Origin of the sequence: Cytobacillus gottheilii (assembly GCF_900166665.1) — a bacterium.
Taxonomy (GTDB): Bacteria; Bacillota; Bacilli; order Bacillales; family Cytobacillaceae; genus Cytobacillus; species Cytobacillus gottheilii_A.
In genome coordinates this window covers 4,597,603-4,616,523 of the sequence record NZ_LT800494.1, presented here as the reverse complement: position 1 = coordinate 4,616,523, position 18,921 = coordinate 4,597,603, and the positions used below count along the sequence as shown (strand labels likewise).

The window sequence follows — 18,921 nt, the reverse complement described above, 5'->3', positions numbered from 1 at the left end:
TTGGATTATCCGAATAGCTATACATTAGAATTAGGGATTATATTTTCTTTGATTGAATCATGTGATATTCATTCAGCAGCTGATCCAATTTAACGCTTGTCCGAATAACTTCCTCGTTTGAAAGCGAAGTCGTGGCAGCTAAATAAACCATTTCTTGACGGTGAAATTCAATATCCTTTAATAATGTATTTACACACATAAAACCATTCCTTTTAGTGTAATTTACTACTTTTATACCCTCAGAGGAAATTTTTTAAACCACTTGAGTAAAAATTTGTTAATATAGAAAATGAGAATTTAAAAAAAGTGAAACCTTTTCCGCTATCGATTCGTAATATCGTATAGCCGCACTAGAGCGGAGGTAAATAAATGGAGACAATCGTAAAGAAAAGGATCAAGCAGGTCATAAAGGGAGACCAGGATGCTTATGCAGAAGTGGTGGAAATGTATAAGGACAAAGTCTTTCACGTATGCTTCCGTATGTTAGGCAACAGACATGAGGCGGAGGATATTGCACAGGAAGCATTCCTAAGAGCATATGTTAATATTAACAGCTTTAATATCGAGTTAAAGTTTTCAACGTGGTTGTATAGAATTGCAACAAACCTTTGTATAGACCGGATCCGGAAGAAAAAGCCAGATTATTATTTAGATGCTGAAGTAGCAGGTACAGATGGACTTAATATGTACTCGCAAATTGCCTCAGATTCGAGACTTCCTGAGGAAGAGGTTCAAAGTCTTGAACTGCAGGAAACGATTCAAAAAGAAATTTCTAAGTTGCCAGAGAAATACCGCTCTGTTATCGTATTAAAGTACATTGAGGAATTATCACTTAATGAAATTAGTGAAATATTAAATCTGCCCCTTGGAACGGTTAAAACCAGAATTCACCGAGGCAGAGAAGCTTTAAGAAATCAATTAAGATACCTTTAAAAAAGAGGGTGAGAACTTTGAAATGCCAAGAAGAAATCGTCGTATATATGCATGAGTATTTAGATGATGAGATCTCAGCCGAACAAGAACAAGAATTAAGAGAGCATCTGCAGCAATGCCCTGATTGCCAGACTCATTTTCATGAATTAAAGAGAACCATTGCCCTCGTGCAAAGTTCTTCTCATATACAAGCACCATCTGATTTTACTGCAAGTGTGATGGCCAGACTTCCTAAGGAAAAGAAGAAAGTGGGCATGCAGCGCTGGTTAAGACATCATCCGCTTTTAACTGCAGCAAGTCTCTTTATAGTCTTGATGACAGGAAGTTTACTATCGTCCTGGAATGATGACCCACATCTATCAGTGTCTAAGCAGCCGAACCTTGTGATTGAAAATGATACGGTTATTGTCCCTGAAGGTGAGATTGTTAAGGGCGATGTAGTCGTTAAAAATGGCAATATTAAAATTGATGGACAGGTTGAGGGAAGTGTAACAGTTATAAATGGAGAAAATTATCAGGCATCAGCTGGTCATGTAACGGGTGAAATTGAGGAAGTGAATCAATTGTTTGACTGGATGTGGTATCACATTAAGAACACGGCTCAGGATGTCATGAATATTTTTGGTGAGACAGAAACAGTTAAGAACGAGTAAAGCAAGCGGATCTCTTTTTACCTAATATGTTATAGAGTCAACAAATGAATGCCTGAAAATGCAGCAGTCCAATTCACAAATGAATTGGACTGTATCTTTTTAGATGAAATATGAAGGTGAACACAATATTCCGAGCCTTTTTGCTAAAGATAAAAGCGAGAATCAACTGAAAATTGGATTTACATTGAAATATGATATAATATGTAAGTTACATATTATAAATACTTCATCAATAAAGTTCAGAAGTTTCACCTTTCATTTGCAGGATTGAATTTGAACTTTCTACTATAGACCTGGAGGAAGAGCAATGTCGTTTTTGGATTTCTCGTTTGCAGATTTCTCTTTATTTAGATTATTATCGAACACGATTGATATTCTCCTTGTTTGGTTTGTTATATATAAACTAATTATGATTGTAAGAGGTACAAAGGCTGTACAGCTTGTTAAGGGGATTTTTGTGATCTTGCTTGTCAAGATCGTTAGTGATCAATTTCATTTGCAGACACTTGGATGGATGATGGAGCAGGTTCTGCTATGGGGATTCTTGGCAATCGCAATTATTTTCCAGCCAGAGCTGAGAAGGGCGTTAGAGCAGCTTGGCCGCGGCAGGTTCTTCTCACGAAGCGGACATCAGGAAGAGGAAGAGCAGGAAAGGTTAATCGAATCGATTGCCAAAGCAGTAGATTACATGGCGAAGCGGAGAATTGGTGCACTGATCTCACTTGAACGAGAAACAGGCATGGGGGATTACATTGAAACTGGCATTCAGCTTCACTCAAAAATTTCTTCTGAGCTGCTTATCAATATATTTATCCCGAACACTCCGTTACATGATGGAGCCGTTATTTTGCAAAAGAATCAGATTGCGGCGGCCGCTTGTTACCTGCCGCTATCAGAGAGTCCCTTTATTTCAAAGGAACTGGGTACACGACATAGAGCGGCGCTGGGTATTAGTGAAGTGACCGACAGTATAACCATTGTAGTATCAGAGGAAACGGGCAGTGTGTCTGTGACCAAAAATGGCGAGCTGCACCGAGATCTTAAATCAGATCAATTTAAAGAAATGCTCTCTAAAGAGCTTTTATCTCAATATACAAAGCAAACTTCTTCCGCTCGATGGAACTGGAGGGGAAAGAATAATGGATAAGTTTATTGATAAGCTCATCGACACCAGCTGGTTTATGAAAATATTTGCTCTGATTCTGGCCTTATTGCTGTTTGACTCACAGTATGATCCGAATAAGGATGTCAGCGAGATGAACGTTCCAAGTGAGCAGGATACAGAAATTCTTGAGGAAATACCTGTTAAAAGCTACTATGATACCGAGAATTTAGTGGTGACTGGGGTGCCGGAAACTGTCACAGTAACGGTTTCTGGACCACGTGCAAACTTGCAGCAAGTGATCGTGCAGCAAGATTTTGAGGTATATGTTGATTTAACGGATGCAGAAATTGGCACACAAAATGTACCTCTTCAAATTAGAGATATATCTGAAAGACTTGAAGTGACAGTCGATCCTGGCAGTGTAGAAGTAACGATCCAGGAGAAGGTTTCAGAGGATTATCAAGTTGAGGCTGAATTTAATCAGAGTTTGCTTGGGGAAGGATATACAGCCGAGCAGCCTATTGCAGAGCCTAATACCGTTACTATTACGGGAGGGAAAGATGTAGTTGATCGTATTGCATTTGTGAAAGCAACGATGAACAACTTGGAAGGACCGATCACTGAAACCGTCACCGAAAAAGCGAGCGTCAGTGTGTTCGACCGAGATATGAACAAGTTGAATGTGGTGGTGGAGCCTGCTGAAATAGAAGTTACAATTCCAGTGGAGCGGCTCACGAAAACAGTACCTATTCGAATTGAAGAAGAAGGAAGTCCAGCTAACGGTTATTCCATTGATTCAATAACCTTGAATGTGGACGAGGCTACTATTTCAGGAAGTGAAGCGGTTCTTGGCGAAACCGAGAATGTCCGTGTTGAAGTAGATGTAAGCGGGCTGAACGCGGATACTGAGCTAACCTTGCCAGTCATCATTTCAGATGGCATTACGGCAGTCGATCCAGAACAAGTGACCGTTAGGGTTGAAGTTTCCGCCATTGACAATGGCGAGGATGAAAGTAATGATGCTGGCGAAGAAACGCAGAATCAAGATCAGGCACAAAACACAGAAGAAACAAGAACCTTGGCGAATATTCCCATACAAATTGCAGGTTTAGGTGAAAATTATGATGCACGATTTAATACCCCTGCAAGCGGGAATACAAGTTTAACGGTCCGAGGTCCAAGAAATGAAATTCAGGGACTTGTCCCAAATGACTTTGATTTATTGTTGGACTTGGCAAACTTAGATGAAGGGGATCATGAAGTAGAGATTGATGTAAACGGTCCCTCGAATCTCAGCTGGAGCTTAGCTGTTGAAACGGCTACCATTACAATTACACAAAAAGAAGCTTAAATATAAGGAGCGATTTTTTCATGGGTAAATATTTCGGTACTGACGGAGTGCGCGGAGTTGCAAATAGTGAGTTAACACCAGAGCTGGCGTTTAAATTAGGACGCTTTGGCGGCTATGTTCTAACGAAAAATCAAGACCGGCCTAAAGTTCTGATCGGGCGTGATACACGCATTTCCGGACACATGCTGGAAGGAGCCTTGGTAGCTGGCCTTTTATCAATTGGAGCTGAAGTAATGCGTTTAGGTGTAATTTCAACACCAGGTGTGGCCTATTTAACAAAAGCTCTTGGAGCAGAGGCTGGAGTCATGATATCTGCTTCTCATAATCCAGTGGCTGACAATGGCATTAAATTTTTCGGACCGGATGGCTTTAAGCTTTCGGATGACCAAGAAAATGAAATTGAGGAACTCATGGATCAGCCTGAGGACAGCCTTCCGCGTCCTGTTGGAGGAGACCTTGGCCAGGTGAACGACTATTTTGAAGGCGGCCAAAAGTACTTACAATACTTAAAACAAACGGTAGACGAAGATTTCTCAGGTATACATATTGCACTAGATTGTGCCCACGGAGCAACTTCGCCGCTAGCCACTCATTTATTTGCTGATTTGGATGCAGATCTCTCAATGATGGGAGCATCGCCAAATGGGCTAAATATTAATGAAGGTGTAGGTTCTACACACCCAGAGGCACTTGCTGCCTTTATTAAAGAGAAAAATGCTGATGTTGGTCTTGCTTTTGATGGAGATGGAGACCGTCTGATTGCGATTGATGAAAATGGAGATATCGTTGATGGAGACCAAATCATGTATATTTGCGGTAAATACATGAAGGAGCAGGGAAGACTAAAGCAGGGTACAGTTGTTTCTACGGTCATGAGTAACCTGGGCTTTTACAAGGGCTTAGAAGAACATGGCATTGAAAGTGTGCAAACGGCTGTGGGTGACCGATATGTCGTAGAAGAAATGAAGAAGAACGGCTACAACCTCGGCGGTGAGCAATCAGGACATATTATTTTCCTTGATTACATTACGACTGGTGATGGCCTGCTTTCAGGACTTCAGCTTGTCAACATTATGAAAATGACGGAAAAACCATTATCCGAATTAGCTAAAGAAATGAAAAAATTCCCGCAGAAGCTTGTCAACATCCGGGTAACAGACAAGCATCATGTGACAGATAACGCAAAGGTAAGTGCCGTGATTTCAGAAGTTGAGCAAGAAATGAACGGAGATGGCCGTATCTTGGTGCGCCCTTCTGGTACAGAACCGCTTGTACGTGTTATGGCAGAAGCTCCAACAAAAGAACTTTGTGATTCTTATGTGGAAAGAATAGCGGCAGTTGTACGGGCTGAGATGGGTTTAAAAGAAGAATAGAAAATATGAAAAGTTATGCATGAAGGAAGAGAACCATTTACTTCCTTCATGCATATTTTTATATGGTCAGTCATTTTAAAGAAAAATGAACAGAATGCTCTTTCAGAAAGATCAAATTGTGAAAAAATGTTCATTCTTTATGTTTTTGATTGACGGATTTTTATATTTACGGTATGATAATCCTGTTTTTGTAAGCTTCTTGCATGCAAAGAAACAATCTGAAAAAGGAGGATCGAAACAAGCTAACAATTAAAAAGCGCCTGGACTAATCCGCGGACGGACATGGATTAGTTGACGAGGAGGAGGTTTATCGAATTTTCGGCGGATACCTCCCGGTTTATAGCAAAACCGAAATTTCTTCTTTAAAACATTAAGGCAACTTGATGGACAAAGAGAAGAGAATGCTAAATAAAAATGAGCAGAACGCCATAAACTAACAGAAAGAACGTTGAAATGGCTATGCTTTTATACGGACTTCTTTTAAAGGTCCGACATCATACAACCAAAAATAAAAATTACAGAGATAAGGGGCAAGCATGCCCTAATTATAAGGCTTCTTGCCCCTTCACTAGGAGGAAAAGAAGTATGTGTGGTATCGTTGGATTTATCGGAAATAATGACTCAAAGGAAATTTTGCTAAAAGGCTTAGAAAAGCTTGAATACAGAGGCTACGATTCAGCAGGAATCGCGGTTATGAACGAAGATGGTGTTCAAGTTTTTAAAGAAAAAGGCCGTATTGCAGATTTGCGCTCAATTGTAGAAGAGGATGTTCTTGCAAATACAGGAATTGGGCATACACGCTGGGCAACACATGGTGTACCAAGCACAGTTAACGCTCACCCGCACCAAAGCACAACAAGCCGTTATACACTTGTTCATAATGGAGTTATCGAAAACTATGACCTTCTAAAGCGTGAATATCTTCAAGGGGTAGCGTTAGAGAGTGACACAGACACTGAAATTATTGTTCAGCTGATTGAACTATTTGCTAAAGAAGGACAAAGCACAGAGGAAGCTTTCCGCAAAACTCTTGGGCTGTTAAAAGGTTCTTACGCAATCGCTCTATTGGATGAAGAAAATAATGAGACAATCTTTGTTGCTAAAAATAAAAGCCCGCTGTTAGTTGGACTTGGTGAAGACTTCAATGTAGTAGCTTCTGATGCGATGGCAATGCTGCAGGTGACAAACCAGTATGTGGAGCTTATGGATAAAGAGATTGTTATTGTTCAAAAGGATCAAGTAACAATTCAAAACATGAATGGCGAAACAATCAGCCGTGATCCATATACAGCAGAATTGGATGCAAGCGACATTGAAAAGGGCACATATCCACATTATATGCTAAAAGAAATCGATGAGCAGCCGCTTGTTACACGTAAAATTATCCAAGCATATCAGAACAATGCAGGCAAGCTGACAATTGATGAAGAAATTATTTCAGCAGTGAATGAATCAGATCGCATTTATATCGTAGCAGCTGGTACTTCTTATCATGCAGGACTTGTTGGGAAGCAATTCATTGAAAAATTAGCGAATATTCCAGTAGAAGTACACATTGCGAGTGAGTTTGGCTACAATATGCCGATTCTATCTGAAAAGCCGTTGTTCGTCTTTATTTCTCAAAGCGGAGAAACGGCAGACAGCCGCGCAGTACTTGTAAACGTAACGAAGCTTGGCTACAAAACGCTAACAGTTACAAACGTACCAGGATCAACCTTATCTCGTGAAGCAGATTACACATTGCTTCTGCACGCAGGTCCAGAAATCGCAGTTGCTTCCACAAAGGCTTATACAGCTCAGCTAGCGGTATTAGCGATTTTAGCAGAGGTAGTCGGCGCAAGCAAAGGCTTCAAGCACGAATTTGATTTAGTTCAAGAGCTCGGTATCGTCGCAAACGGCATGGAAGTGCTTTGCGATGCGAAGGAAGAGTTCGAAGATATTGCGCGCAGCTTCCTTTCTACAACGCGTAATGCTTTCTTTATTGGCCGCGGAATCGATTACTATGTTGGTCTTGAAGGCTCACTGAAGCTTAAAGAAATCTCTTATATCCAAGCAGAAGGCTTTGCTGGCGGAGAACTTAAGCACGGAACCATTGCCTTAATCGAAAACGGTACGCCAATCATCGCTCTTGCTACACAAGAAAGTGTAAACTTAAGCATCCGCGGCAACGTAAAAGAAGTTGTAGCCCGCGGTGCGAACCCATGCATCATCTCGATGAAGGGTCTTGAAATGGATGGAGATACATTCATCATCCCAGAAGTGCACGAACTATTAACACCACTTATCTCTGTGATCCCGCTGCAGCTAATTGCTTACTACGCAGCTCTTCACCGCGACTGTGACGTTGATAAGCCAAGAAACCTGGCGAAGTCGGTTACGGTTGAGTAAATAGGAATAGGATAAACACNTTGATTGACGGATTTTTATATTTACGGTATGATAATCCTGTTTTTGTAAGCTTCTTGCATGCAAAGAAACAATCTGAAAAAGGAGGATCGAAACAAGCTAACAATTAAAAAGCGCCTGGACTAATCCGCGGACGGACATGGATTAGTTGACGAGGAGGAGGTTTATCGAATTTTCGGCGGATACCTCCCGGTTTATAGCAAAACCGAAATTTCTTCTTTAAAACATTAAGGCAACTTGATGGACAAAGAGAAGAGAATGCTAAATAAAAATGAGCAGAACGCCATAAACTAACAGAAAGAACGTTGAAATGGCTATGCTTTTATACGGACTTCTTTTAAAGGTCCGACATCATACAACCAAAAATAAAAATTACAGAGATAAGGGGCAAGCATGCCCTAATTATAAGGCTTCTTGCCCCTTCACTAGGAGGAAAAGAAGTATGTGTGGTATCGTTGGATTTATCGGAAATAATGACTCAAAGGAAATTTTGCTAAAAGGCTTAGAAAAGCTTGAATACAGAGGCTACGATTCAGCAGGAATCGCGGTTATGAACGAAGATGGTGTTCAAGTTTTTAAAGAAAAAGGCCGTATTGCAGATTTGCGCTCAATTGTAGAAGAGGATGTTCTTGCAAATACAGGAATTGGGCATACACGCTGGGCAACACATGGTGTACCAAGCACAGTTAACGCTCACCCGCACCAAAGCACAACAAGCCGTTATACACTTGTTCATAATGGAGTTATCGAAAACTATGACCTTCTAAAGCGTGAATATCTTCAAGGGGTAGCGTTAGAGAGTGACACAGACACTGAAATTATTGTTCAGCTGATTGAACTATTTGCTAAAGAAGGACAAAGCACAGAGGAAGCTTTCCGCAAAACTCTTGGGCTGTTAAAAGGTTCTTACGCAATCGCTCTATTGGATGAAGAAAATAATGAGACAATCTTTGTTGCTAAAAATAAAAGCCCGCTGTTAGTTGGACTTGGTGAAGACTTCAATGTAGTAGCTTCTGATGCGATGGCAATGCTGCAGGTGACAAACCAGTATGTGGAGCTTATGGATAAAGAGATTGTTATTGTTCAAAAGGATCAAGTAACAATTCAAAACATGAATGGCGAAACAATCAGCCGTGATCCATATACAGCAGAATTGGATGCAAGCGACATTGAAAAGGGCACATATCCACATTATATGCTAAAAGAAATCGATGAGCAGCCGCTTGTTACACGTAAAATTATCCAAGCATATCAGAACAATGCAGGCAAGCTGACAATTGATGAAGAAATTATTTCAGCAGTGAATGAATCAGATCGCATTTATATCGTAGCAGCTGGTACTTCTTATCATGCAGGACTTGTTGGGAAGCAATTCATTGAAAAATTAGCGAATATTCCAGTAGAAGTACACATTGCGAGTGAGTTTGGCTACAATATGCCGATTCTATCTGAAAAGCCGTTGTTCGTCTTTATTTCTCAAAGCGGAGAAACGGCAGACAGCCGCGCAGTACTTGTAAACGTAACGAAGCTTGGCTACAAAACGCTAACAGTTACAAACGTACCAGGATCAACCTTATCTCGTGAAGCAGATTACACATTGCTTCTGCACGCAGGTCCAGAAATCGCAGTTGCTTCCACAAAGGCTTATACAGCTCAGCTAGCGGTATTAGCGATTTTAGCAGAGGTAGTCGGCGCAAGCAAAGGCTTCAAGCACGAATTTGATTTAGTTCAAGAGCTCGGTATCGTCGCAAACGGCATGGAAGTGCTTTGCGATGCGAAGGAAGAGTTCGAAGATATTGCGCGCAGCTTCCTTTCTACAACGCGTAATGCTTTCTTTATTGGCCGCGGAATCGATTACTATGTTGGTCTTGAAGGCTCACTGAAGCTTAAAGAAATCTCTTATATCCAAGCAGAAGGCTTTGCTGGCGGAGAACTTAAGCACGGAACCATTGCCTTAATCGAAAACGGTACGCCAATCATCGCTCTTGCTACACAAGAAAGTGTAAACTTAAGCATCCGCGGCAACGTAAAAGAAGTTGTAGCCCGCGGTGCGAACCCATGCATCATCTCGATGAAGGGTCTTGAAATGGATGGAGATACATTCATCATCCCAGAAGTGCACGAACTATTAACACCACTTATCTCTGTGATCCCGCTGCAGCTAATTGCTTACTACGCAGCTCTTCACCGCGACTGTGACGTTGATAAGCCAAGAAACCTGGCGAAGTCGGTTACGGTTGAGTAAATAGGAATAGGATAAACACAAAAGCTATTGTGGATTTTAATATAAAATGTCACAGTTTTTAACTTAAAATGACACAGGATTTTATTATCGTGTGACATAATATATAAATCAATCTATGTAATTTAGAATCGTGATATGTGCCTCGGCACTTTATCACGATTCTTTTTTTGTTTAAAAAATCTAACGGAGGAAAGAAGTTACACAATAAATTCAATAAAAATAGCAAACTTGGTATGTAGCTGTCTTATTCTTCTTCTCCATGCTAAAAAGTCGGTAGCTACTGTTAAATAGTTGGTATCCAGAGCGGAAGGAAGAGTGAGGAAAAAAGAGCAGGCGAACAATATGTACTCAATCATTTTTCAATCGTAAAATCAATTATATTTCAGGCTGGATCCAATAGTGGTCCAGTCTTTTTGTTTTGTCCAATATCTCCTCAATCCCTTGTCCAGTAGGGGTTCAATCATCCTTGCTCATTCTTTTCTCTCTTCTAATATGTTGTTTTCCTCACTGCATAAACCCGTAGGGTTTCAGTTCTTTTTCGTGTATTTCTCAACGTGTTTTTTCAATCTTTTCTCTTGATTCTTCCCTCCATTATGGAAGAACTTTTTAACATTGTCTGAATATTCGATACGACCCAGAACGGAAAAAAGAGGGCGAAAATGGGGGTTTTGGGGAAGAACTATGTAGCAGAATGGAATGAAGAAAAAAGGCAAGATAAGAAGGGTGGGGCTTAGAGTCGCAAGGGTTTGAGGGGAGTGAGAGGGAGAGGAAGACGGGGAAGGACTTTTTAGCAGGGCAATATAGTAGAAGGAAGTAAAGGGATGAAGCAAGAGTTGGATCGGTAAATAAAATGTATTTCAATGGGATTCAATTGAAATTTTGCGTTTCAATTCAGGATGGAATGTATTCAAGTTGTGACTGTGGAATTTACGAAGGCAATCCTGGTGGAAATAAATTCTTCTTAATCATTATTTAATTTATACCCCTGTAACTTTCTCGGTTTCCATGTAACTTTGTTCTTCCCTGATGTAACTAAGTTGGTTTCTGAGCGGGAAAAGAACGATGAGAAGAACAGGAGATACAATATGTACTCGGATGGTTTTTCAATCATTACTCAATCGGTTTTTTTAATCAAAAATCAATACAAATTCAGGCTGAATCCAATACCAGGGTTCAGTCTTTTTTTATATTCAATATCCCTTCAATCCCTTGTCCAATAAGGATAACAGAAGGAAGAGGGGGAGGAATAAAGAGGAAAAATTCGAGAGGTATTTCGTATAAATCCGTAGGGTTTTTCATGCCTTTTCAATATTATTCCATTAGTTTTTTCATTCTTTTATCCTGATTCTTTCCTCCATTACGGGTACCAACTCACTTACAATGTCGGAATATTCTATACAACCCGAAACGGAAAAAAGAAGGGAAAAACGGGGAGTTTAGGGAAGAACTAAGTTCCATTGCATAACGGAGTGAAGAGGGCGTAGAGTCAAGAGGGAGTAGGCGTTGAGGGAGATTTGGCGAGGGAAGAAGAAAGTTACAGGGGTATATAGTAGAAGAAAGAAAAAGCATGAATCAAGAAAAAGTACCACCTCTGATGTTGGTAACAAAACTATATGTCCTAGTCAAAATAAAGGAGTTGAGCCTTAATTTAACAAGGTGAATTTCTGTATAATGGTAACAAAAGAAATTAATAATGGAAGATTACCTTTTTTGAAATAGTTCTAAAGAGAACTTTTGAAAGAAGAAGATGGAAAAATTAAAGGGGGTGATTCCTTTGCTACTTTACGATGCAATTCATAAAACATTTGATGATTTTAAAGAGGTTTTTCGTTTTCGTATGAATGGAGAGACTGGTACATTAATTGAAACAGATAAAGAACTGAAACAGGGGCAAGTTATTATATTAAAAGACATAAAAGAGTATGCAATTATTGTGGATAAGATTTGGGAAGAAAATGGACAATGGTATTTTACTCATTTTTCTGCTGAGGATCTTGTTGTTCGAGCAAGAGTTCCTGGAGCAATTAGAACTTTATAGAGCAGCAAACAAGTATCTCCCTGTAACTTTCATCTACCCTACGTAACTTTGTTCTTCCCTGTTGTAACTAAGTTGGTTTCCGAGTCGGAAGAGGACGGAGTGAAGAGTGGGAGAAAACGCTTGTACTCGGATGATTTTTCAATCATCATTCAATCGGTTTTACAAATCAAAAATTAATACAAATTCGGGCTGGATTCATTAGTGATTCAGCCTGTTTCTCTTTGTACAATATCCCTTCAATCTTTTGTCCAATAAGGGATTAATCACTCCTTATCAAATCAATTCAGTTGTTATCCTCACAATATAAAACCGTATCATTTTCCATCTTCTTATTGTATTTATATCTTTACTCTGTTAATTCTCATAATTGCAATGTTTTCTTGAATTTCCCTTCTATTCGTGGAAAACTTAATTATATTCAATTAAAAGGACATGATTTTTGAGTTGGGCTTGATCATTTATAATGGAATATATCTTTATCCGACAACAACCGTTTCTTTTTCATCGGGTATTGTCTTTATGATCGTAGTTATAATTAACACATGAAGGAGGGTGCAAGGAGTGCTAAAAAGTATGAACGAAGCATTAGATTATATTGAATCACATTTGAATGACGAAATTGATTATAACGCATTGGAGCGAATTACAGGAACTTCTCTTTATCATTTTCGAAGAATGTTCTCATTTCTTTCTGGCATGACGTTAGGAGAGTATGTCCGTAACAGGAAATTATCTAACGCTACTTTTGACTTGTTACATGAGGGAATGAGTGTTACAGAAACAGCATTCAAATATGGTTATGAATCAGTTGATGGATTTTCACGTGCCTTTCGGGAATGGTCGGGAATCAGTCCTTCAGAGGTTAAAAAGAAAAATATGCTTAAAGCATTTCCTAAGCTCTCCTTCCAATTAACGATTCAAGGAGGAATAAATATGGATTATAGAATAGAGAAAAAAGAATCATTTAAGATTGTGGGTGTGAAAAAGAGAGTTCCTATTCAATTTGAAGGTGAAAATCAAGAAATTATAAAGTTAGCTAAAAGCATTACACCGGAACAAAGAAAAAGACTGCACAGCTATGCAAACATGGAACCAAACAACATCGTGAATGCCTCATATAATTTTGATAATGAACGTATGGAGGAAAAAGGCAGTCTCAATCATATGATTGGTTTCTTAACTACAATAGAATCAGGTTTTGATGAGTTTGAGGTGGTAGAAGTCCCAGCTCTAACATGGGCAATATTTGCATCTAAAGGTGCATTTCCGAAAATTATGCAAGAGACCTGGGGAAAGATAGTCTCAGAGTGGCTTCCTTCTTCAGATTATGAATTGGTAGAAGCTCCTGAGATTTCATTTACGGGAGATTTGTCTGATAGAAATAATGTTTATAGTGAAATATGGTTCGCTGTGAAGAAGAAAGGTGAAATTTAGCATATTGTCTCTCTACCTATTAGTGGTTTTCACTGCTTAATAGCTGGTGTATTAGAGGGAAAAGAGTGTAGAAAAAAGAGTGGGCTAACAATATGTACTCAATCTTGATTCAATCGTAATCAATACAAAATCAGACTGGATTCCATTAGCGGATCCAGTTCTTTTTCATTGTTCAACTTCCTCCCAATCCTTTTTTCAATAAGAGTTCAACCGTTTTTTTTAATCCATTCCATCAAATCCAGTTGGTTTTCTCACTGATTTGTGCTTAAAAATTGCAATAAGAAGTGTATAACAATGAATTACACTATGATATGATTAAAGTTATTAGCACTCTATGCGTGTGAGTGCTAATAATATACTGATTAGGTGGTGTTCCTAGTGAAAAATACCAAATTAATTATGATCGAGGGGATTCCCGGTTCGGGTAAATCCACAACTGCACAACTCATTTCAAATATACTGCAAAGTATGGAGTATAAACATAAGTGGTGGTATGAAGAAGAGCAAGGTCATCCTGTTTATGTTTATGATGATTATAAAACAATGCAGAAGATCATTAATGATTTATCTAGCGGGAATTATCAAAAAGTGATAGAACTAGCTCTAAAAAGATGGAACGAGTTTGTTGCTGGTGCACAGTCGTCCTCTGAAATTATTATTGTTGACAGTTGTCTTTTTGGATATTTAACTTGGAGCTTATTTCCATTTGGGGCTTCAAAGCAGGAGATTATGCAATATGTCAAGGATGTGGAACGAATAATAAAACCATTGAATCCACAGATTATTTACTTTTACCAAAGGGACATTGAAGCAGCACTCAAAAAAATCTGTACACGAAGAGGCAAAGATACGGAGGAAAACTTTGTCCGTTCCGCAACTCAATCACCTTATGGTAAATCTAAGGGGTTAGTTGGATTCAAAGGTATGGTTACATATTGGGAAGACTACCGAAGTATTATAGATAAGTCTTTTCAGGACTTGGAATGCTCCAAAATGGCCATTGACAACACTGATGAAAATTGGTCTGACTATGGTCGTGAGATATCAGCATTCTTAGGCATAAACGAAGTTAATGAAAGCTCTATGATTGAACAAAATTTTCATCATTTAGTTGGAACGTACGTTGCAGGGGAGAAAGATATCCTGTACTGTTCGATTCAGATTCATTCAGGAAACTTAATTGCGGATGGACTTCCACATGTATGGAAAAAATCATTGTTAATTCCAAAGTCATTAAATGCTTTCGATATTCAGTCATTGCCGTTTCAAGTGAGATTTGTAGAAGAGGAGGATAATATACTGCGAATGCACTTAACTGGTCCGACATTATTAAATGGATCGGTTGATTATGTATTTAGTAAGAAAATGTAAACAGAATCTTATCAATATTCATCTGTCCCTTTGTAAGATGGTTCTTTAGGAGATAATAGTAAGGATGAAGCGAGGAGGTATCATTAATTTATGAAACCAAGAATCACAGTAATTACAATAGGTGTAGATGATTTGGAAAAGGCATTAGAATTCTATCGTGATGGTTTGGGACTACCAACAGAAGGTATTGTAGGTAAAGAATTTGACCATGGAGCAGTTGCCTTTTTTGACCTACAAACAGGTTTGAAACTTGCTATTTGGAAACGAGAAGATATTGCATATGAGGCAAAGGTTACACGAACGTCAGCAAGCCCTACTGAATTTACTATTGGTCACAATGTAAGCAGTAAAGAAGAAGTAGATAAGGTATTGGAACAGGCCCAAAAAGCGGGTGCAACAATAACGGACCCAGCACATGGTACTTTTTGGGGTGGATATTCTGGTCACTTCCAGGACCCAGATGTCCATTTGTGGGAAGTAGTCTGGAACCCGGCTTGGGAGGTTGAGGAATAGACATGTGTTGTTGAAAAAAGAATGTACTTTGGCTAATTAATAAATTGGAGATGTAAAAACAATGAAACAAAACAAATATGATGATGCTTTATTTTTTTCTGAATATGAAAAAATGCCAAGATCAGTCAAGGGACTTGAAGGTGCTGGTGAATGGCCTGTATTAAAAGCATTATTGCCAGAGTTGAAAAATAAGAGCGTACTTGACTTGGGATGTGGTTTCGGTTGGCATTGCCGCTATGCTCGAGAACAACAAGCAAGTTCTGTTATTGGAGTTGATATTTCTGAAAAAATGCTTCAAAAAGCTCATGAAATGACGAGTGATCCTTCAATTTCGTACATTAACATGCCAATTGAAGACATCAATTTTCCAGACTCACAATTTGACATTATCTTTAGTTCATTGGCTTTTCACTATATTAAATCGTTTGATACAATTTGCAAAAAGGTTTTTGATTGCTTAAAGCCTGGGGGTTCATTTGTTTTTTCGATGGAACATCCAATTTTTACTTCTCGAAATGAACAAGATTGGTATTGTGATAGCCAAGGAAATCGTCTTCATTGGCCTGTTGACAATTATCAGTCAGAAGGTGTGTGTAATACAACCTTCCTAACTGAAAACGTAATAAAATATCACCGTACAGTTTCAACTTACATAAATAATTTAATTCATACTGGTTTTAAAATTAATGCAGTTATGGAACCTATGGCTACTGAAGAAATGGTAAAGAATGTTCCAGGGGTGGAAGATGAAAACAGAAGACCCATGTTTTTAATCATTTCAGTAGAAAAGTAATAGTAATAGTTTATTAAATAGAAAGTACACCAATAGACATCTCAGAACAGTAATTTTCTGAGATTTCTTCGTATACGGCACATAAACTACTATTCAACAAATTGGAGGGTTAAATGCAATGAGAACCGAACGAGAAATGATGAATATGCTTATAGATTTAGCTAAAAATGATAATAGAATTCGACTTATAACGCTAGAAGGTTCACGAACTAATAAAAATATACCTCGTGATTCATTTCAAGATTATGATATTTCCTATTTTGTAACAGATATGGATTCTTTCAAAGAAAGCGATCTATGGCTTGATATTTTTGGGAAGCGTTTGATGATGCAAAAACCAGAAGATATGGAGCTTTTTCCACCAGAGTTAGGGAATTGGTTTTCTTATCTTATGTTATTTGAAGATGGGAATCGAATAGACTTAACCCTTATTCCGGTAAACGAAGTGGATGATTATTTTTCTAAGAGTGATGGATTAGTAGAAGTGCTGCTTGATAAGGATTCACTTGTTAAAAATGATGTTATTCCTAGTGATCGCAAATATTGGATTAAAAAGCCAACAGCAAGAGAGTTTGATGATTGTTGTAATGAATTTTGGTGGGTTTCAACGTATGTAGTAAAGGGATTAGCGAGAAGGGAAATCCTTTTTGCAGTGGATCATTTACATGAGATTGTTAGGTCGAATTTGTTAAGAATGATGTCTTGGCAAATAGGATTAGAAAAAGGCTTTAATTTCAGTCTTGGGAAGAACTATAAATTTATTTATCACTATCTACCCAAAGAAGATTGGGAAACATTACTTACAACATATTCTGAGAGTAGCTATTCAAATATGTGGCAATCTTTGTTTACTTGTTATGAGCTCTTTAGAAAATACTCTAAATCTGTGGCAGAAGATCTTGGATATAAGTATCCAGATCATGATGAATCCATTTCGAATTATACGCAAAATATTTATAAGTCATTGAATGAATAGAAGGAGATGAGTAAATATCAAAAATCACATTGTAGTTCCTATAGCTGTTCAGCAAAAAGCTATGAATTTAGGTGATAAGGGTAAACAATGGCTCGATAGTTTAGGTGAAGTAACTCAGTTATTTGAACGGAAATGGAATATACAAATGGGTAAAAGTTTAAATGGCGGCACGGAGGCCTTTGTTGCTGAAGTAAGTACAAAGGGTGGAGGTGAAGCCATACTAAAATTGATGATGCCTCAAATTGAAGGAAATTCTGTATTTGAGCAGGAAATAGCAGCTTTAACGATTGCAGGTGGCGATGGTTATGTTCGATTGCTGAATTATGATATGGATCATCGAGCAGTTTTATTAGAAAAATTGGGTTCTCCTTTAAAAGATGTAGGTTATTCTATGGAAAACCAGATTGAGATCATCTGTAACACACTAAAAAAATCATGGGGAAAACCTATACCGAAAGACCGAAAACTACAATCAAGTAAGGATATCATAAATTGGTTTTTAAATTTTATTCCCGAAATTTGGGCAGAACTTAATAGTCCATGTTCCAGGCAGTTAATTGATAAAGCACTGGAATTCCTACAGTCTCGTTTGTTAAATAATAGCAAAGAAAAATCCGTATTGGTTCATGGTGATGCTCACAGTGGAAACATTCTTCAAGATAGGACAGAATCTCAACCCTCATTTAAACTGATTGACCCTGATGGTTTGGTTGCTGAACCAGCTTATGATCTTGGAGTATTAATGCGTGAATGGCTCGATGATTTGTCCATTAATCCAGTTGAGAATGGTCGTAAAAGATGTATGCTTCTAAGTGAAATAACTGGTTTAAAAACTCAAGCAATATGGGAGTGGGGTTTTATTCAGTCGATATCTACTGGATTATTCCTAATAAAAATTGGTCAGGAAGAAATGGGGTTACAAATGTTGAAAGTTGCGAAGGCTTGGAGCGAAGTTTGAACAATTAATACCTTCGATAATCTGAATAATGGTTGTTTTAGTGTTATATAAAAAGGAGTCGCCAAAGCAACCCCTTAACTAAATGAAATGAATAGCAACTTCAATACTTATGGGAGCCAATCAAGGCAGTTATTAGAAAGTTGCTGTAGTTCCTCTATAAATATACTAGCATGAAATCCATCACAAACGGCATGATGTACCTGTAATGAAATAGGTAATAATATTTTGTCTTCCTGATTAAAGTATTTACCGCCAGTAATAATTGGTAACAAGTAGTTATGATTATTATTTACGTTTAGGTTGAAACCAGTAAAACTCACCCATGGAATACTTGATATAGGAAAGGAATTATCTGGGGTATTTTCTTTTGTGAAAAATCCTTTAACCTCTGCATATTGTTTCATATCGTTTTGATAGTTATTATAGAAGACACGAAATTCATCAGAGAATTCTGTCCATATACTTGAGAATGATTTGTTATCATTATGGAAGATTGTATAACTTGGTATCATTTTTTCCCAATAACCTAATTCACCCTCATCATTAAAGCATGCTCTAAATTCCTTATGAGCATTTACTATCCTAGTAACCATGTAAATAAAGGCAGGGTATAGCTTAATCCCTTTGTTACGGAGCTGTTCCAATAACGTTGTAATATCTATATTTGCTGTAATACTAAATGTGCACTTCTGATTTAAGTAATGCTCGAAATACGGCAATCTATCCCATTTTTCCTTTTCAATTAGATTAAATTTCATTTGATTAGCCTCCT

At 38.2% G+C, this 18,921-nt stretch carries 16 protein-coding genes; 14 read left to right on the top strand and 2 right to left on the bottom strand.

Going from position 1 to position 18,921, the window contains the following annotated elements:
* Positions 1-37: 37 nt before the first annotated feature.
* Entirely contained in the window at positions 38-199 is a 162-nt protein-coding gene (locus tag B7E07_RS22605) for an aspartyl-phosphate phosphatase Spo0E family protein (RefSeq protein WP_080849001.1), read from the bottom strand.
* A 170-nt stretch (positions 200-369) separates the two neighbouring features.
* Here B7E07_RS22605 and sigW point away from each other — a divergent pair, with 170 nt between their 5' ends.
* The 14 genes from sigW to B7E07_RS22535 all read left to right on the top strand — a co-directional run bounded on the left by sigW (position 370) and on the right by B7E07_RS22535 (position 18,149).
* On the top strand, positions 370-933 hold the full coding sequence (gene sigW, locus B7E07_RS22600) for an RNA polymerase sigma factor SigW (protein WP_080849000.1): 564 nt from the start codon (positions 370-372) through the stop codon (positions 931-933).
* A gap of 17 nt (positions 934-950) precedes the next feature.
* On the top strand, positions 951-1,586 hold the full coding sequence (locus tag B7E07_RS22595; RefSeq protein ID WP_080848999.1) for an anti-sigma factor family protein: 636 nt from the start codon (positions 951-953) through the stop codon (positions 1,584-1,586).
* Between the two features lie 307 nt (positions 1,587-1,893).
* Positions 1,894-2,733, top strand: coding sequence for a diadenylate cyclase CdaA (gene cdaA, locus B7E07_RS22590; protein ID WP_080848998.1), 840 nt, complete (start codon positions 1,894-1,896; stop codon positions 2,731-2,733).
* Positions 2,726-4,042 (top strand): CdaR family protein, encoded by a 1,317-nt coding sequence (locus B7E07_RS22585; protein WP_080848997.1) that lies wholly within the window; start codon positions 2,726-2,728, stop codon positions 4,040-4,042. Before cdaA ends, B7E07_RS22585 begins: the two co-directional genes overlap by 8 nt.
* 20 nt (positions 4,043-4,062) lie before the next feature.
* The gene (gene glmM, locus B7E07_RS22580) at positions 4,063-5,415 is read left to right on the top strand and encodes a phosphoglucosamine mutase (protein WP_080848996.1); all 1,353 of its coding nucleotides are present in this window, start codon (positions 4,063-4,065) and stop codon (positions 5,413-5,415) included.
* Between the two features lie 585 nt (positions 5,416-6,000).
* Positions 6,001-7,803, top strand: coding sequence for a glutamine--fructose-6-phosphate transaminase (isomerizing) (glmS, locus tag B7E07_RS22575; RefSeq protein WP_080848995.1), 1,803 nt, complete (start codon positions 6,001-6,003; stop codon positions 7,801-7,803).
* A gap of 460 nt (positions 7,804-8,263) precedes the next feature.
* Positions 8,264-10,066 carry a glutamine--fructose-6-phosphate transaminase (isomerizing) gene (gene glmS, locus B7E07_RS22570; RefSeq protein ID WP_080848995.1) on the top strand — a complete coding sequence of 601 codons (1,803 nt, stop codon included), beginning with the start codon at positions 8,264-8,266 and terminating at the stop codon, positions 10,064-10,066.
* Between the two features lie 1,747 nt (positions 10,067-11,813).
* Positions 11,814-12,104, top strand: coding sequence for a hypothetical protein (locus tag B7E07_RS22565; RefSeq protein WP_139785693.1), 291 nt, complete (start codon positions 11,814-11,816; stop codon positions 12,102-12,104).
* Positions 12,105-12,665: 561 nt separating this feature from the next.
* Positions 12,666-13,538 carry an AraC family transcriptional regulator gene (locus tag B7E07_RS22560; RefSeq protein ID WP_176215270.1) on the top strand — a complete coding sequence of 291 codons (873 nt, stop codon included), beginning with the start codon at positions 12,666-12,668 and terminating at the stop codon, positions 13,536-13,538.
* Between the two features lie 378 nt (positions 13,539-13,916).
* On the top strand, positions 13,917-14,909 hold the full coding sequence (locus B7E07_RS22555; protein ID WP_080848993.1) for a P-loop NTPase family protein: 993 nt from the start codon (positions 13,917-13,919) through the stop codon (positions 14,907-14,909).
* A 90-nt stretch (positions 14,910-14,999) separates the two neighbouring features.
* Positions 15,000-15,422 (top strand): VOC family protein, encoded by a 423-nt coding sequence (locus B7E07_RS22550; RefSeq protein WP_080848992.1) that lies wholly within the window; start codon positions 15,000-15,002, stop codon positions 15,420-15,422.
* A gap of 61 nt (positions 15,423-15,483) precedes the next feature.
* The gene (locus tag B7E07_RS22545; protein ID WP_080848991.1) at positions 15,484-16,215 is read left to right on the top strand and encodes a class I SAM-dependent methyltransferase; all 732 of its coding nucleotides are present in this window, start codon (positions 15,484-15,486) and stop codon (positions 16,213-16,215) included.
* Between the two features lie 118 nt (positions 16,216-16,333).
* Positions 16,334-17,191, top strand: coding sequence for an aminoglycoside 6-adenylyltransferase (ant(6), locus tag B7E07_RS22540; RefSeq protein ID WP_080848990.1), 858 nt, complete (start codon positions 16,334-16,336; stop codon positions 17,189-17,191).
* Between the two features lie 61 nt (positions 17,192-17,252).
* Positions 17,253-18,149 carry an aminoglycoside phosphotransferase family protein gene (locus tag B7E07_RS22535; protein ID WP_080848989.1) on the top strand — a complete coding sequence of 299 codons (897 nt, stop codon included), beginning with the start codon at positions 17,253-17,255 and terminating at the stop codon, positions 18,147-18,149.
* A gap of 107 nt (positions 18,150-18,256) precedes the next feature.
* Here B7E07_RS22535 and catA read toward each other — a convergent pair whose 3' ends face one another.
* Positions 18,257-18,907, bottom strand: coding sequence for a type A chloramphenicol O-acetyltransferase (gene catA, locus B7E07_RS22530; RefSeq protein ID WP_080848988.1), 651 nt, complete (start codon positions 18,905-18,907; stop codon positions 18,257-18,259).
* Positions 18,908-18,921 lie beyond the last annotated feature (14 nt).

Coding starts and splice junctions, on each gene's coding strand:
- B7E07_RS22605 (WP_080849001.1), bottom strand. CDS start 199: ATGTGTGTAAATACATTATTAAAGGATATTGAATTTCACCGTCAAGAA.
- sigW (WP_080849000.1), top strand. CDS start 370: ATGGAGACAATCGTAAAGAAAAGGATCAAGCAGGTCATAAAGGGAGAC.
- cdaA (WP_080848998.1), top strand. CDS start 1,894: ATGTCGTTTTTGGATTTCTCGTTTGCAGATTTCTCTTTATTTAGATTA.
- B7E07_RS22585 (WP_080848997.1), top strand. CDS start 2,726: ATGGATAAGTTTATTGATAAGCTCATCGACACCAGCTGGTTTATGAAA.
- glmM (WP_080848996.1), top strand. CDS start 4,063: ATGGGTAAATATTTCGGTACTGACGGAGTGCGCGGAGTTGCAAATAGT.
- glmS (WP_080848995.1), top strand. CDS start 6,001: ATGTGTGGTATCGTTGGATTTATCGGAAATAATGACTCAAAGGAAATT.
- glmS (WP_080848995.1), top strand. CDS start 8,264: ATGTGTGGTATCGTTGGATTTATCGGAAATAATGACTCAAAGGAAATT.
- B7E07_RS22565 (WP_139785693.1), top strand. CDS start 11,814: ATGGAAAAATTAAAGGGGGTGATTCCTTTGCTACTTTACGATGCAATT.
- B7E07_RS22550 (WP_080848992.1), top strand. CDS start 15,000: ATGAAACCAAGAATCACAGTAATTACAATAGGTGTAGATGATTTGGAA.
- B7E07_RS22545 (WP_080848991.1), top strand. CDS start 15,484: ATGAAACAAAACAAATATGATGATGCTTTATTTTTTTCTGAATATGAA.
- B7E07_RS22535 (WP_080848989.1), top strand. CDS start 17,253: ATGAATTTAGGTGATAAGGGTAAACAATGGCTCGATAGTTTAGGTGAA.
- catA (WP_080848988.1), bottom strand. CDS start 18,907: ATGAAATTTAATCTAATTGAAAAGGAAAAATGGGATAGATTGCCGTAT.